This is a genomic window from Pseudomonas sp. AM4(2022) (assembly GCF_036346515.1).
GTDB classification, from domain to species: domain Bacteria; phylum Pseudomonadota; class Gammaproteobacteria; order Pseudomonadales; family Pseudomonadaceae; genus Aquipseudomonas; species Aquipseudomonas paracarnis.
This window is the reverse complement of the sequence record NZ_JAOTNW010000003.1, coordinates 371,042-387,126: the sequence shown is the minus strand read 5'-3', so window position 1 is coordinate 387,126 and position 16,085 is coordinate 371,042. Positions and strand designations below refer to the sequence as shown.

Here is a 16,085-nt window from a genome sequence, read left to right as displayed (position 1 = left end):
CAATCCTCCATCAAGGGTGATCAAACAAGGCGAGGGAAAGGTGTTCAGAATCGTCCAGGTACAGGCTCATCGCCTCGCTGGCGGCCTGGGTTTGGTTGCGGGTTAGCAGTGTGTATATCTCATGGTCACGCTCCAGCCAGGGTGATTGAAATCGTTGCTCATCCGGCGCGGCGCAGAACGCCAGGCGCAATTGGGCAATCACCTGGGCGAAGAACTCGTCGAACAACGGGCTGCCCATCAACGCGACGATCTGTTGGTGAAACATAAGACTGTGGGTGGCCACCGCTCGCCAATCTTCGCGCTCCCGGGCCAGGGTGGTGGCGTCGATGGCGTTTTGCATACGGCCTGATTGAGCGTCCGTCAGCGACCCACTCTGGGCAATCGCCTGTAATTCCAGGGTGCGGCGGACGACGAAGAGGTCGCGCACCTCTGCTCGCGCCAAGCGCCGAACCATGACGCCCTTATTGCGGACATAGCGAGTCAGGCCCTCCTGGCCCAAACGATGCAGCGCCTCGCGAATCGTATTGCGTGATGCGTTGTAGGCCTTGACCAGGTCCACCTCGATCAGCGGCATACCTGGTAACAGCCGGCCGCCGATGATGTCGGCGCGCAGTTCCAGGGCGATGTGGTCGGCTAAAGATAAAGTGAGTGGCATCGTTACCTCGAGATTGTTGAACAATCGCTGAGGAAGAGGTAACCACGTTTCGTGCCAATGCTGCCTGCGAAGGGAAATCGCAAGGCCGGATAAAGGAAAGGCCGGTCATTAACCGGCCCTCCGCGCTGTTTTCAGATCCTCAATTAATCACCAACCTCTCGCGATTTTTCTCCAGCAGCGCCTTGCCGATGCCTTTTACTTCAAGCAACTCATCCACCGCAGTGAACGGGCCGTTGCTTTCGCGATAGGCGATGATTGCTTTCGCCTTGGAAGCGCCGATACCGAAGAGATCGCGACGCAGGGTTTCGGCGTCGGCGGCGTTGAGGTTGACTTTGGTGGATTGCTCGGTCTTGGTCATCTGGGTGGAGATAGGGGTTGGGAGCTCCGGCTTGATGGACGGCGCAGCGGTGGTGGCGACGGAGAGGCTGGTGAGGAAGGCGAAGATGAGGGATGAGATGTAGAGGTTTTGCATTGGTGACGCTCCATGACATCGGTGAGGAAAAAGCAGCTTTTCCGAAGCTGCTTTTCTACGTTAGGCGATGGGTGGAGGGTGTCAAAAAAGAGGGTATTACAAGGTATGAACACACGCCGGCGCAGCATTTCCGCGCCTATGTCAGATCAGTAAACACCACACCCTATCGGCAGATGACTGGCGACTTTCAGCGAGCGTCGGAAAATCTGTATCATGCTAGGACGACACCCAGTAAACGAGAGAGCCCATGGATTTGCAATCGAAGACTGTAAAACTGCGACTGATTGAGGAGCAGGATGCTGAGTTCGTTCTGAAACTTCGCCTCGATGATAGATACAATCAGTTCCTTTCCTCAGTAAACCCGAGTGTTGAAGCGCAAAAAGAGTGGATCAAAAAATATAAAAGTGACGAAAGCGAAGGTATTCAGTACTACTTCATTATAGAACGTCACGATGGAATACCATGCGGCACTGTCAGAATTTATGATTTAAAAGACGACTCTTTTTGCTGGGGAAGCTGGATTTTGAATGAAGACAAAACAAGGTACGCCGCTTTAGAGAGTGCCTTCTTGGTTTACAAGTTTGCATTTGAAAACTTAAAATTCAAAAAATCACATTTTGATGTTAGAAAAGGTAATGACCGCGTCATTTCTTTCCATGAAAAGATGGGTGCGGTCAGGACGGGGGAAACCGAATTGGACCTGCTTTTTGAAATCACCAAAGAGGCAGTATCGCGTACAAAGGAAAGATTGATGAGCAAAATAGTCTAAGACGAACAGTAACCTGCATAAGTCTCGTCAAACTCAAGGCTTGGGCTGGGCATCAGGATTAGACATATGAATCTTATGCCCTAGCTTTGTGGCACCGATACGTGCAAACTTTAAACACTCGAGTTACTGCTGTGCCGGTAGCCGTCCCAGACTTCAAGTCTAATAGACCACCCTACAGATTGAAAGAGCCGCACGAGACTAATTGCCTGTTCCAAGCATAAGCAAATAGTCGCGTGCAGCATACCGCATACTTTCAGCTCAAGGCTCCATACGACGCTGTTGATAAATCCAATCAACTATTTCACCATCGGGTGAGTAACCGCTTACCGTGTCACGTAATAGTTGACGAACCCTCGTATAATCATCCTCTTCTATAGCTGCAAGCATGAGAATTAACTTAGCTTTAAGTACTTCCCAAGGAATGCAATCTTCATTAGCACTCATAATCATAGGGTGCGGCGTAGCGACTACGTTATCGCCTATCAACAGCTCTTCATATAACTTTTCACCCGGACGAAGCCCGCTAAACTCAATAGCAATATCACCGTGCGGGTTTTTCTCGGAACGCACACTCAATCCAGAGAGGTGAATCATTTTTTCGGCAAGCTCGACAATTTTTACTGGCTCTCCCATGTCCAATACGAATACGTCGCCCCCCAACCCCATGGACCCAGCCTGGATCACCAGCTGTGCGGCCTCAGGTATTGTCATGAAATATCGGGTAATTTTTGGATGAGTCACCGTCAGTGGCCCACCGGATTTTATCTGCTTATGGAATAATGGAATTACGGACCCGGACGAGCCCAAAACATTGCCAAAACGAACCATCGTAAAACGCGTTTTATTAACACGGGCGACGTTAAGCGTATCTCCAAACATGACCGGTGCCAGCTCACGGCTTAGTGCTTGTAATGTCAACTCGGCCAATCGCTTCGTACTGCCCATAACATTGGTAGGACGAACCGCCTTGTCAGTGGAGATCAAAACAAAGTTTTCGACTCCCGCTTGGAGTGCCGCTTGAGCGGTACTCAACGTACCTATTACATTATTCAGAAAACCTTCTGCGATATTATGTTCCACCATCGGCACATGCTTATACGCAGCCGCATGATAAACCGTTCCTACATGCCAGGTTTTCATCACATCTAACAGCTTTTCCTGATTGCGCACAGAACCTAAAATCGGCAAAACTCGCACAGGTAGCGACTCACGGATAACGCGCTGTTCAAGCTCAGACAAAATACTATAAAGATTGAATTCACTGTGTTCGAACAGCAATAGGATAGTGGGGCGCAATTCCAAAATTTGCCGGCACAGTTCGGAACCGATAGAGCCTCCAGCTCCGGTTACTAAAACGCTTTGCCCCTTAATACAATGCTCGAGCAATTCACCTTGAGCAGGAACCGCATCGCGACCTAGTAAGTCTGCAATATCAACCTCTTGAATATCGTCGACCTTTACACGGCCGCTCGCCAAGTCCATAAACCCCGGGACACTGCGTACATGTAATGGGAACCCTTCCAAGAAACCCAGAATTTCACGCCGACGCCCGCGATTGGATGAGGGTATCGCGAGTAGTATTTCCTGCGCACCGGTAGCGTCAATCATGCGCTGAATATGCTTGGGTTTGTAAACTTGTAAGCCAGAAATAATACGGTTAGAGATACTTTCATCATCATCAATAAAAGCAACTGGGCGCATGACGCGGCCCATCCGCAACGCCGCTACTAGTTGGTTCCCCGCAGCGCCTGCACCATAAATAGCAACCTTCGGCAACCCATCATCGTGGTTGCTGAAAGGCACATGTTTCGTTGCCGCAAACCAGTCGCCCAAAAAGTACTGACGCATCGCAAGACGTAAACCACCGACCATGACCAAGCTCAACCACCAATAGTTGAACATGATAGAGCGAGGTACCACATTTTGATGATTGCTGTACCAATAGACTATGAACCCCAAAATCAAAGCCGACAAGCTGACAGCCTTGATAATAGCAATGAGTGCATCATTGCCAAAATAACGCATCACCGCCCTGTACATACCGAAGCGGACAAACAGCGGAATAGCTACCAATGGCGCGCTAAGAAAGAGCCAAACGTGAACCCTGAAAGGATTCACCATATCCTCAATCCCCAAACGTACGACGAACGCCAGCCAAAGCGCAGCCTCCACCAGAACCACATCGGCGGCCACCTGAAGCAGACGTTTCTGACGACGGGGCAGCCCCAGCAATATTGATCGCAACCTATCCATAGCACCCTCAGCCACCAGCCCTCTCCCACCCAGAAATTCAAGCACGCATTGTACAATTACATGAAAAAATACAGAAGTAACAAAGGAAAAATCGCTGCCACCTCAAAAACCGCCATTTCAGTTTTCTTGCGCTCCTGCTTGAAATCGAAGGGCCAAAGCAATAAGAGGAACATATGCCACGATCACTCCTACCCCCCCATCAATATTGAAAACCGCTACACAGGCAGCAATTGGTAACAGCCAAAAGATATTAACAAGTCCAACTGCTATAGTAACAGGCAGATGTTTTCCTGCTTTCCTAGATGCAAATTGATAAGCATGGCTCCTGTGAGCCTCATATACCTTCTCACCGCGCGAGAGCCTTCTACCCAATGTAAACGTCGCATCTACAATGAAAACACCGAGCAGAATAATCCACACCCACAGTAGTTCCGGCGCCGCCCAAGCAGCCATCAAGGAAAGCAAGCCAAGCATGAATCCGATGAATCCACTCCCCGCGTCGCCCATGAAAATACGCGCTGGCGGGAAATTCCAAAAAAGAAATCCCACAGTGGCAAGTGCTAACATCATTGGCGGAAGGATAAGAGCGGAATAGCCTATGTACCAATAAATAGCACACGCCCCCAAACACACCGTGATCGCTTCAACGCTCGCGATACCGTCAATACCATCCATGAAATTGTAGAGGTTAAGCATCCAGACCAGATACAATGCCCCCAAAATTACAACTATCCATTGCGCATCTAGACGCAGACCAAACAAAACGATCGGCGCCATTCCCCCCAACCAGAAAATACCCCAGGCAGCGGCACTAAAATGCCCCAGAAGTCGCCAACGGGCAGCGATATGCCCGTGATCGTCGATAAAACCGATTACCGCGATAAGGCCTCCACCACCTAGCAACGCGTACATCACATTTAATGTGATGTCCTGCTTGAACCACATTATTAAAATGCTTAGTAAAAACACCAGTACAATTGCCACACCACCGCCACGAGGGGTCGCTACGGTGTGTGAACTACGAGCATTTGGGATATCCATAACGCTACGGGACAACGCATAAAGGCGCAATTGCCAGGTCAGCAGGAATGCAAAAAAAACAACTCCTATACTTACTAGAATATTAATCATGATGGCGAGTCCCTTTGAAACTCAATGCTGTTTTCCTTAGTGCATCATCTACGCTTATTAAAGGACGCCAGTCGAGTAGCCTTTTGCTCTTTTCGATATCAACCTGCAAATTCCCACATAGTCGTTGAGACAGCGACTCACGACCCAGAAGTCGCGCACCAAAAACTAACAGATTAGCGGGTACAGGCAAAAGTAGCGCGCGCACCCCAAGAGCAACTGCTACTCTACGAAGCAATTGGGTTGTCGAAAGATCTTCGTCATCACTGATTAGAAAAGTTTGATTGGCTGCATTCGGATGCTCACTACAGGCAATGATGAAATCCACCAAGTTATCGAGCGCTACCAAGCTTCTCTTATTATCTATCGCACCAAAGGGGAGTGGGATGCCTTTTTTCAACCATCGCATCATATTCAGAAAATTAGCTTTTACACCTGGGCCATAAACCAGTACGGGTCTAACGATCACCACCTCCATTGACGAACCTAACGCCAAAGCACGAAGGCCCTCCTCAGCTTCCATTTTCGAGACGCCATATGGATCAGTTGGAGCTGGCACATCAGCTGCCGAAAAAGGCACGCCTTCAAGGGTCTTCTCGCCATTGACCTTTATAGAACTAATAAAGACAAAACGCTTGCAGCCCGCTGCGATAGCCTGCCTTGCTAGGTTCAGCGTACCCTCAACATTGGTTTCACGGTATTCGGCAAGAGGATCTTCCGCTGCCTCGGCCATCACATGAACACGCGAAGCGCAGTGAATAATTAAGTCTATCGACTGTAATAACTCAGACCAATCGTTTTTCGAATTAATGCCTGTTATTACCACTGACTGTGCACGAACTGGAAGGCCCGGTAACTCTCTACGTACAGGCACCAGCAAATCAACGTCTTGCCTGCGCGATAACGTCTCAAGGAGTCCACCACCTACGAACCCTGAAGCACCGGTCAACAATATCTTCATATCTTTACCCTAATCAGGCTTAAAAAATTCAATTATGAATTTTTTTAAAAAAGTCCAGCATCTCACCCACGACATACTCTTCAGAAAAGTCGCTCTTTACTCGAGCGATTCCCGCTAACGACATCGCCTGCCGAAGCTCGTCATTATCAAACAACTCTAACATACCCGCTGCGATTTCATCTGAGTTGCCGGGAGCGTGAAAAATACCGGTAGTGCCTTCTTCGACCGCATCAGTCAAACCGTATATCCTAGATGCCAGCGCAGGAAGGCCAGCTGCAGAAGCTTCAATGACGGCCAACCCAAAGCCCTCTCTATAGCTCGGCATGCAAAAAACATCGGAGGCGGCCATATAATCCTGTGGGCGCTTGGTAAAACCCACACGATGGTAGCTCTTGGAGTTTTCTTCCAAAGCGCTCAACATCGATGCATCAGTACCATCATCATCGGGACCAACGACTAATAAATGGGCACCCGGTCTAACTTTGCCCACCTCGGTAAATGCCCGAACCAAATCCAATACACCTTTGGCGCGCGCCACACGCCCGAGAAATAGAAATACAAAATCAGTCTCAGGTATGCCCAACTGTCTCCGGATATCACTCCTTATCTCCGCGTTAGGCCTGAAGCGGGATAAATCAACGCCACTGATCGAACCTTTACCTAAAACGCCGATTTTCTGGCGCTTTACGACTCCAGACTCAATTAAGAAGTCGCGCTGGGAAAAGCTATCAGCCAGCAGATGAGTAGCACAAAAACTCAGTACTTTATCCAACGACTTCAAAAGCCACCGTGAAAACCCTGTCCTTGTTGACCAAACTTGTCCAGTGAATATATGAATACGCGTAGGAACTCTCGTAAAAAAACTTCCCAGCATCGAGATCAGGCCCGACTTTGGCATAATCGACAAAACACAATCGAATTTATTAGACTTGAATACTTTACAAATAAAAAGTAATGAGCGCAGATCACTGACCAGGGATATTTTTCTTTCAATTACGAAGGGGATAAAAGAAACATGTTCGTTCAAAAGCTCTGTTACATCCTCTTGCGTGGCGGGTACTAAAAGTGTGACGTCATACACCTCCGACAACTTTTCTATGTGTTTTCTCATAAAGAAATGCAAAACCATAGGAACGGTGGCGACAATGCATACTTTCTTACGACTACTCATTACGGTCTCACCTCGTGCAAAGCCGCCACAGGTTTGGAAAGTATCTCAGGTATTGCATCAGGGATACTTTTAGAAAATCTGAACCCCAACTCTCGCTCAATGGCATCAGACGCGTACCGCGTTTGAATCACAAGTGCGTTAATTCTTTCATGAGTCAGTGGTAATTTCGCGATACGGGAAAATAGGCCCACCAGCATACGCATCAAAAACTCCGGCACCCTTACGAACGGTGCCTTGACGCCAGATGCTTGCGCAATTGCACCTATGACTTCATGAAGCAAACAATCATTAGAAAGTAGGTACACTTTGTTGAAAGCCCGCTTGTCTGTTGAACAGGCAATCAATGCCGCAACCAGATCATCTACATGTACATAGGTCGATATGCTTTCGCCTGAGCCAATATAAAAAAACATTCCCCGACGAACAATATTCGCCATCTGAAAAAAAGATTGGTTGGGCATCCCCGCGCCAATTACGTTTGAGGGCCTTATCACCGAACACGTAAATCGATGCTCAATTCTAGAATACGACAGAACCAATTCGTCAGAGATAGTTTTCGTAACCTCATACATTCCACGGGGCGCTGGCACGCTTTCTTCCGACACAACACGACATTCACCGGCCCTCCCGGGGGGCGGCCCATAAGCGCCAACGCTACTTAATTGAACCCAGTGAATATTGCGTTTTTTCTGAGTGCACTGCCGGCCGACCGCGGCAAGAAGGCGCTTAGTGCCTTCCACATGTAACGAGTACATTAACTCGTCCCTTTTTAGCTCACCCGCACAGTGGAATACCACATCGACATCGTCCAGAAATGCATCGAGGGCGAAGTCGTCATCAACGGACAAATCAGCCAGATAAGTATCGACACCCGTCAGATCAAGTCCGACACGTCTAGTCAAGGCGTTGACGGCCTCGCCTTTGTCAATAAGCGCCTCGCATAGCCTACGCCCGATAAATCCCGCCGCCCCAGTGACACCGAACTTCATTACACGCCCCCCAAATAGATGTAGCCCGACCTCACACCCATGACAATCCCGGGCAAAAGCAAACCGATCAGAGCGAACCTAACCCACATTTTAGATCTGATAAAAATAATAATATAAGCTAATGGCGCAATAATAAAAGCAGGTTGCATTATTCTCATCAGATCCTGATGAGATTTGACGCTTGTAATCGACAACCCCAAGAAAAACAAAATCACGCAAAACAACTTTGCCAACAGTTTTCGCTCATGCTCCGATAGATCTATCCTTAGCATGCCTGCTTGAGAAAGCATCGCAATCAATACAATTATAAACCCAAAAAAATAGGCATAGACAAATGCACCGGCATCAGTATCACTTACCCACACACCATCCCCCGAAACAACGGCACTCTTCATGATGCCAACCAGCATCGAAGCTACCAGCCCTATAGATAAAGAAATGAAGAACTTTACGCCAAGAGAAACTTTAGGAAAAAATCTAACCCACATAAAAAAGAAACACACTACCATCGCCAACGCGACACTGGAGTAATGTAAAAACACTGAAAAACAAATTAAACAGACACACCAAAGCATACGCGTATTTATAATTGCGAAGAACACCAGCGTAAATGCAAGATGCGAGCGCCACACCCAAAGCACTGATGAGTAGGAGGGATACCAAACCGTATAAATAAATACAGAAAAAATAACGAGCAGGTAAATCTTAGCTGAGCTTATCGGTAGTCGTTTAAGAGTTGCATATGTGAACATCGCCAGCCCTGCAAGCACCAAGAACATACACGCAAAAGCAAATGATTGAAATCCCGTTATAAACCATCCAAAAAAAGAGTACACCAGCATATATATTGCCGGCTCTAACTTTCCGGTTTCCTGCGTCAAGGCAGAAGAAAACCCTGAAAGATCATCAGACAAGAACATGTTATAAAAATAATAATAGTTCCTCGCATCCGTAATGGTGTCGTTATCATCTACAATCACCGACAACAATCCAGCGCACAATGCAGCAACAATCAAAATAAGCAGAAGCGCGCCTACCTTAATTATTTGAGACTTACGGACAACCAACATACCTACCACCTGAACACAAGAAAAACAAGACCTTGATAAAATCTCATTTCCCTGTACGCATCAAAACACACCAATAACTTCATTAGTGCCTTGAACGCCTCACGCTTACGTGCAATAGAAAGATTTCTGAATTTCATGCAAGCCAACACAATGGCTGCTCTTGGAAATAAAGATTCACCCGCGTATCGATGAAGGATCTTGACCTGTTCTTGGTGCATAAGATCTATTTGTTTCCAAGTATTAGTCGGATGCTGTCTGTACTCAGCCAATAAATCGGGTAGTACTTCGAGATAAGTATTATTGGTATGCGTCAATTTCAACCACATTTCCCAATCTTCGATGCGTGTAGAGACATCAAAGCCTTCAACTTTAAGTAACTCTTCTCGCCTAAGCATACTTGCGGGCGCTGGCACTTCAGCCCGGAGTAAGAAAACGTCGCGAAAATTATAAACTCCTGGCTTTCTGCGAAACCCTAATCTAACACCATTATCATCAATAAGATGAATGGATCCAAAGACACCAATGCACTGAGGATTCTTTTCCAGGTGATCAACCAGAATATTTGTTTTGTCGGGACAGATTGCGTCGTCGGACGCCAATCCGGAAAAGTACTTCCCTCTTGACCACTCGAGCCCCTCATTCAACGTTGCGGAAACACCCGCGTTAGGGCGGGTGAAAAATGCGAACCGTACGAATCGCTCGCGGCATTCCTCGAGCAGTTCAGTAATAACATCGACAGACGAATCAGATGACCCATCATCTATAACTATAAGCTCAATATTCTTGTAACGTTGCTCAATAACGCTTTTTATACTCGCGCGCACAAATCGCTCATGATTATAAACCGGAATACACATACTCACTAACGGCATAGCCCCATCATCAACGAGCTTCATTGCTGCACCTTCAAATGCTTATGAAAAATAAAATAGTACATGGCCAGCAGATAAACAAAGTAATTTACCGCATGAGCTATTGCTGCCCCTTCAAGCCCATACAGCCTCACGAACACTACGCTTAACACACAAAACCCCAGAGAAAACATTATTTCCGTAGCAACATATAATTTAACCATCGGACGACTGAGCATTATATACGCCAGCATCCAACCTGAAACTTTAAAACAGTCACCTACCAACTGCCAAAAGAACATAGTTCGCATGGGCGAGAACTCTTTGGTAAACAACAAGAAAATAATAAAATCTCGTAGGACGAATATCACCCCCCCTGCAACTATTGATAGCGGTATAATCAGCCGCAACCCCTTGTTTATTTCCAGCTTAAGAAATATCGGATCTTGGCTTCCCGATAGTTTTGGCAGAAAATAAACACTCAATGTTGTCGTAATTAGTAGCAAGTAGGCAGCGCTTAGACGCCACATTGCTTCCCAATAACCCGCATCAATAACACTAAGATTTTCAACCAGATAATTACGGATAAAAATATGGCTAATGGGCACACACGCGGCCGATGTCAACGCCATCAACGTATATTTTGCGAGGTTCAATGATACTGCCCTATCGACACGCCCTATCACGTGTCGTATTGCAAACCATGGCCGTCTATAGCATAGACTCAACGTTACAACGAAGCTAACAGATTGGTAAGTCGCCAACGCGACTAATGCTCCATACAACCCAAATTGAATCGACAATATGGCGGTTGCTAACAATGCAAATACACTGCCCGCAATATTGGCTATCACATACAGCACGACCTCCCGCTGTCCGTTCAAAATGGCCACTAGCACAGCATTCAGCGAGAAAAATACCAACGCAACGGAAAACCAGTTGAAAACGCTACCGTATGCTTTGTCTTTTAAGAAAAACGATGCCAACTCCTGATTATATAAAGCAACTATTGCGCCTGCCACCAAAGAACCGGCAGCAGCAATAGTGCCCGCGGTGCGCCAAACCTGATGTTGCTTTTCGGCGTCCCTCTCATATTCAGCAGTATACTTTGTGACCCCTGTGCTGATAGCACCACTAGCGAAGGTCGTAATCATCTGGACAGCATTCTGAAACTGACCAACCGCTGCGTAACCAGCTGGCCCGACATAAACTGCCAACACTTTATTGATGCCTAGCAATGTCAGCATTTTTATCAGAACGGCAATACCGTTTAACAAGCTGGTTTTAATGAGCGTCATTATTCTAGCCGTTACAGAGCAAAACTATTGCAAGCGTCCACTACTTTTCCAGCATCAGCTAATGACATAGTAGGGCCAATGGGCAAGCTCAGAACTTGCGAATGAATTCTCTCTGATACTGGCAGACTAAGATCGTATAGCTCGGGATAGGCGCCTTGTTTGTGCGGAGGAATAGGGTAGTGAATGAGTGTCTGAATCCCATTTTTTGCTAGATGTTCTTTTAGCGCATCACGGGCTTCACTAGCAATGACGAACAAATGCCATACATGACTTGAAAGTTCAAGAACTGACGCGTCCACAGAAACGGGTAGTGTTATTAGCTTATTGCTAATTCCCTGCGCGTACACATTGGCGATTGCACGACGACGCATCGTGTCCTGATCCAAGTAACCAAGCTTAACGTGAAGAATAGCGGCCTGAATTTCGTCCAGTCGGCTGTTTACTCCCTGGTACAGATTCTTGTAGCGCTCGTGCGATCCATAATTTCTCAGTGCTCGCAAGATTGCCGCTAGCTCGTCATCGTCAGTCGTAATCGCGCCACCGTCACCGAGCGCTCCCAGATTCTTTCCTGGGTAGAAGCTAAACCCTGAAGCGTCTCCCCAACTTCCAGCCTTTTTACCTTCAACAACGGCTCCATGAGCTTGTGCGGAATCTTCGAGTACTAACAGGGAATACTCGCGGGCAATACCTATAAGGTCACGCATATTGGCCAGTTGACCATACAAGTGAACAGGCAGAAGCACCTTCGTCTTAGGAGTGATCGCCTTTCGAACATTGTCAGGGCAGAGATTGTAAGTCGCTATATTGGGCTCAACTAGAACTGGCTTTAGATCATTTTCAGTAATGGCAAGGATACTAGCAATATATGTATTAGACGGTACGATAACCTCGTCACCGGCCTGCAACTTGCCCATTTCTTTCCAGGCGCGCAAAGTCAGTGTCAAAGCATCAAGCCCATTAGCGACGCCAATACAATGTTTAGACCCACAATACTCGGCAAATGCCCGCTCAAAATTTGACAATTCGCTGCCTGCAATATACCAACCCGAATCTATCACGCGAGCACAAGCCGCTAGCAACTCATCGCGCATGGGAGCATTGATATGTTGCAGATCTAAAAAAGGAATATTAGTCATTTTGATTTCCGATAAAAATATTTTTGATGGTCGCCGCTCCTCCTGCTCACAGAGAGCAGACGGGTCTCGGGGCCTTGATGGCAACAGGATCCACGCAACCACTTACGCAGAGCAAGGCAGATCATAGTTTTTACCATCAATATAGTTTTTTAATCTTTTTTAGTTGCTTCATCTTTAAAGCAACTATAATCGCGAATGTAGTCAGATTCGTCGTAATGCTCGCTCGCAAGCACAAGCAGAACACAATTATCACTGAAATCGTGCATTTCGCGCCAAAGCAAACCTTGAATCAGCAGGCCTTTGGTTGGACAATCCAGAATCACTTCTTCCCTTTTAATCCCATCATCAAGAACCATTCGACATGAACCGGCCACACAGATCGCAACCTGTTGCAAGTTTCGGTGAGCATGAAAACCACGACTCACTCCTAATGATGTCTTATAGATGTAATAAACACGCTTAATTTCAAAAGGGACAACATTCCCATCACCTTGTTCAATTGCAACGAGACTTCCGCGTTCGTCTCCAAGTATCTGAAAGTCTACAAATCTAATCAGGCTCACATCACTACCCATAGGTTGATTAACACTTGGCCCGCATACCGATGACTTCAATTTTTTTGACTCCTTGACCGATACACTCATCAGCCAAACCATTGCTTGAGGCAACCAGCGATAGAGCAGTGTGCGGGAAGCACCTCGCCCGACACCAATGCGCAGAGTATACGACCACCGAAGGTGATGGTGTATCCAAAATGACGAAAATAGAGTCTGGGATAGGCGCCCTACGCCTTACCAAAGCCAGACCTAGCGAGCATGCCTTCCAATCACGCTGGCCTGCTAGACTCCAAGGAGTGAACCGTGCTCTGAGGAATGAAAGGCACAAATCCGGGCGCGAAGAATTTTCGACGCCCGATTCGAAGAAAATTCATTTCTCTACGCGATCACCCAGTGTAGTGAGTTTTGAGTGCGCTACCTTTGGCGTTGTTTCGAGCATTTCAAAAAGCTGGCTGTGCTCCTTAACGCGATGATTTGCCACCAAATGCCGGACCAGTGCAATCACCCCTCCAATCACTAACCCCAAGAACAAACCGACCATAATGATGAGCGCTTTTCTTGGTTTAACAGGCGAGAGTGGCTCTAGTGCCTGCCTGTCAACCGTTACTAACTTCAAGCGACTCATATCAATCTTCAGGTTCTGCAACCTTACAATCTCTGCCCGTAATGGCTGCACACCACTTAAAAACAGATCCTCATTTTCGCGCCGGTTCAGCATTTCAATTTCACGGTTCGATTGGAGCAGCTGAAGCTCTCTGGCAATTTGGGCTATCCGCCCTTCTGTGAAATCATCTGTTTTACGTTTTTCCAGAGCCGTCCGTTCTGCTACTAACGCCTCAACACCCATAAAATACAAAGGTATCTGCTGATTATTGATCTCTGTACGCATGACGCTGTTTGCACCAGAACGACCGGACTCACCCAAGGCAGTTGGTGTAGTCGGTTTCTGTATCCCAAGAGACTGCGCAATAGCGATTGCTTCGGTCAGTTGCGACATCCTATTGGAGCGCGCTGATTTAAGCTGAATACGCAACGCTTTTAACTCGTCCTGCAGCTGGGCACGCTTTAAATTATCCCCTTCGAGCAGAAGAGCAATTTTTGCTTCCTTATCAGTATCATAATTTGAACGAGCAGCTTTTAGCTTTCCACTCAATTCGTTTAAACGATTTTTAATAATTACATCCATGTCTGCAGCTATCCGTTCACGCTCAACAGAAACTGCATAATCTACAAATTTATTGAGTATAGAAACACCATCGATACCTTTCGGATAGTCCAACTCAAGCCCAATATAAGCACTTAAATTGTCTGTTTTTTTCGGATCTGGAAGCACTAGCTTTATAGAGTTACGATCAAACTCTTCAAAACTTTGCTCCAACGTTCTGCCAGGACGCACAAACGCCTTGAATAAGTTTTGATTTGCCCGAAAAAAGCCCAAACGCGTGTCATATGATTCTAACGTGGCGCCAACCTTTATAAGAGCATCTCGAGGAGGAAGCAGATAAATTTCTGAGCGATTAAGAGCATCTAACTCGTTAATTGCTGCAGGGCGCAACACACTACTTACTTGATAGATCGGCGTCGCTAAAAAAGCGTATGCTGCCGCAGCCACCCCTACAAGGACGGTAACGAGCAAAATCAGACGTTTCTGCCGCCAAATAGCGTGAAAAAGGGCAAGGAGATCAATTTCGTCAGACGGGGAAACCGGGGGGATACGAACGCTGCTACTCACAACAAAAACCTGCCTTCAAGAGAAACTGCGGGCTCGTTATGCAGACCATTTCATGTGTTTTTTATTTTAGTTATATGGATCTCAAAAAACGGCGTCTCTGCCAAAATTTGAGCACAAAATATGTCCGTTATCGAGAACAGATTCCATTTTGCCATCTCTATACCATATTACAAGTCTTGACAGATCTGTAGGATAACTCTTACATCGCTAACGATATCGCCCATACCTCCCCCCACGAGATCGATGAGAGCGACGTAGCGCACAAAGCCTCAGCCCTGCCTAGCGACCCGCCATACCGATGGCATTACCAGCACCTGCGAAGAGCTAAACGCATCCTTAAAACTTTCTGACAAACGGTTCTACACCGCCCTATCTAACGGCCCAAAAACGCAAAGAAAGATCGCCTTTAGCCATGCCCTGCGGGCCCCGATTTACGGCGACGACTACCTATCAAAGCACCCAATAGTGGCCCTATCAACATTCCAACAATCAATGCTATTACGATAAACACCGCCACCGGCATCTGCGCAGTACTCCACCCCAGGAACGACAGTGCCACGCCCTGCTGGTTCTCCAGCACAAACGCCAAAACCACCAACGCCGCCAGCACTGCAATCAATACCGCAACAACGCGCTTAACCCCACGCATACCCTTCTCCTTCCCCAAAAACACTCAGACGCCTTCTTCCTCTTCTTCGTTCACCCGATCGCGCAATTCCTTGCCCGGTTTGAAGTGGGGAACGAATTTGCCGTCGAGGCTGACGGATTGGCCGGTTTTTGGGTTGCGGCCTACGCGCGGTGCGCGGTAGTGCAGGGAGAAACTGCCGAAGCCGCGGATTTCGATGCGATCTCCGGTGGCCAGGCATTGGGACATTTGCTCAAGCATGGTCTTGATAGCCAGCTCCACATCCTTGGATGAGAGCAGCCCTTGATGGGTGACAATTCGTTCGATCAACTCCGACTTCGTCATATTTTTCCCTTCTTTTTCAAGCAGCTAGGAAAAGCGCTCCGAAGGTTTTAGCATGAGTTGATGAATTTGAACA

At 47.3% G+C, this 16,085-nt stretch carries 16 protein-coding genes; 1 reads left to right on the top strand and 15 read right to left on the bottom strand.

From position 1 onward, the window contains the following. Positions 1-10 precede the first annotated feature (10 nt). Together ODQ19_RS06565 and ODQ19_RS06560 are read right to left on the bottom strand one after the other, a co-directional pair. Complete coding sequence (locus ODQ19_RS06565) at positions 11-655, bottom strand: GntR family transcriptional regulator (RefSeq protein ID WP_330209620.1); 645 nt, start codon at positions 653-655, stop codon at positions 11-13. Between the two features lie 139 nt (positions 656-794). After that, positions 795-1,127 carry a ComEA family DNA-binding protein gene (locus tag ODQ19_RS06560; protein ID WP_330209619.1) on the bottom strand — a complete coding sequence of 111 codons (333 nt, stop codon included), beginning with the start codon at positions 1,125-1,127 and terminating at the stop codon, positions 795-797. Positions 1,128-1,374: 247 nt separating this feature from the next. Between ODQ19_RS06560 and ODQ19_RS06555 the strand changes: the two genes are divergently transcribed. After that, positions 1,375-1,896, top strand: a complete 522-nt coding sequence (locus ODQ19_RS06555; RefSeq protein WP_330209618.1) for a GNAT family N-acetyltransferase — start codon at positions 1,375-1,377, stop codon at positions 1,894-1,896. A 258-nt stretch (positions 1,897-2,154) separates the two neighbouring features. Here the strand turns inward: ODQ19_RS06555 and ODQ19_RS06550 are convergent, their stop codons facing one another. The 13 genes from ODQ19_RS06550 to ihfB form a co-directional block, all read right to left on the bottom strand. Then, positions 2,155-4,149, bottom strand: coding sequence for a polysaccharide biosynthesis protein (locus tag ODQ19_RS06550; protein ID WP_330209617.1), 1,995 nt, complete (start codon positions 4,147-4,149; stop codon positions 2,155-2,157). A 117-nt stretch (positions 4,150-4,266) separates the two neighbouring features. Then, a complete protein-coding gene (locus ODQ19_RS06545; RefSeq protein WP_330209616.1) occupies positions 4,267-5,280 on the bottom strand; it encodes an MraY family glycosyltransferase in 1,014 nt (337 codons plus the stop codon). Continuing rightward, positions 5,273-6,238: a UDP-glucose 4-epimerase family protein gene (locus tag ODQ19_RS06540; RefSeq protein ID WP_330209615.1), complete on the bottom strand. Its 966-nt coding sequence runs from the start codon at positions 6,236-6,238 to the stop codon at positions 5,273-5,275. The genes ODQ19_RS06545 and ODQ19_RS06540 overlap by 8 nt, the downstream gene beginning before the upstream one ends. Positions 6,239-6,266: 28 nt before the next feature. After that, the gene (locus ODQ19_RS06535; RefSeq protein WP_330209614.1) at positions 6,267-7,409 is read right to left on the bottom strand and encodes a glycosyltransferase family 4 protein; all 1,143 of its coding nucleotides are present in this window, start codon (positions 7,407-7,409) and stop codon (positions 6,267-6,269) included. After that, positions 7,409-8,398, bottom strand: coding sequence for an NAD-dependent epimerase/dehydratase family protein (locus tag ODQ19_RS06530; RefSeq protein ID WP_330209613.1), 990 nt, complete (start codon positions 8,396-8,398; stop codon positions 7,409-7,411). The genes ODQ19_RS06535 and ODQ19_RS06530 overlap by 1 nt, the downstream gene beginning before the upstream one ends. Beyond that, entirely contained in the window at positions 8,398-9,468 is a 1,071-nt protein-coding gene (locus tag ODQ19_RS06525; protein WP_330209612.1) for an EpsG family protein, read from the bottom strand. Before ODQ19_RS06525 ends, ODQ19_RS06530 begins: the two co-directional genes overlap by 1 nt. Before the next feature lie 2 nt (positions 9,469-9,470). After that, positions 9,471-10,364, bottom strand: coding sequence for a glycosyltransferase (locus ODQ19_RS06520; RefSeq protein WP_330209611.1), 894 nt, complete (start codon positions 10,362-10,364; stop codon positions 9,471-9,473). Then, the gene (locus ODQ19_RS06515; protein WP_330209610.1) at positions 10,361-11,617 is read right to left on the bottom strand and encodes an O-antigen translocase; all 1,257 of its coding nucleotides are present in this window, start codon (positions 11,615-11,617) and stop codon (positions 10,361-10,363) included. Before ODQ19_RS06515 ends, ODQ19_RS06520 begins: the two co-directional genes overlap by 4 nt. Before the next feature lie 11 nt (positions 11,618-11,628). Further along, entirely contained in the window at positions 11,629-12,753 is a 1,125-nt protein-coding gene (locus ODQ19_RS06510; RefSeq protein WP_330209609.1) for a DegT/DnrJ/EryC1/StrS family aminotransferase, read from the bottom strand. 149 nt (positions 12,754-12,902) lie between these two features. Continuing rightward, positions 12,903-13,397: a sugar 3,4-ketoisomerase gene (locus ODQ19_RS06505; RefSeq protein ID WP_330209608.1), complete on the bottom strand. Its 495-nt coding sequence runs from the start codon at positions 13,395-13,397 to the stop codon at positions 12,903-12,905. Positions 13,398-13,680: 283 nt separating this feature from the next. Then, a complete protein-coding gene (locus ODQ19_RS06500; protein ID WP_330209607.1) occupies positions 13,681-15,042 on the bottom strand; it encodes a Wzz/FepE/Etk N-terminal domain-containing protein in 1,362 nt (453 codons plus the stop codon). Positions 15,043-15,448: 406 nt separating this feature from the next. Next, positions 15,449-15,691 carry a LapA family protein gene (locus ODQ19_RS06495; RefSeq protein WP_330209606.1) on the bottom strand — a complete coding sequence of 81 codons (243 nt, stop codon included), beginning with the start codon at positions 15,689-15,691 and terminating at the stop codon, positions 15,449-15,451. Positions 15,692-15,715: 24 nt separating this feature from the next. After that, entirely contained in the window at positions 15,716-16,012 is a 297-nt protein-coding gene (gene ihfB, locus ODQ19_RS06490) for an integration host factor subunit beta (RefSeq protein WP_003189779.1), read from the bottom strand. Positions 16,013-16,085: the final 73 nt, after the last annotated feature.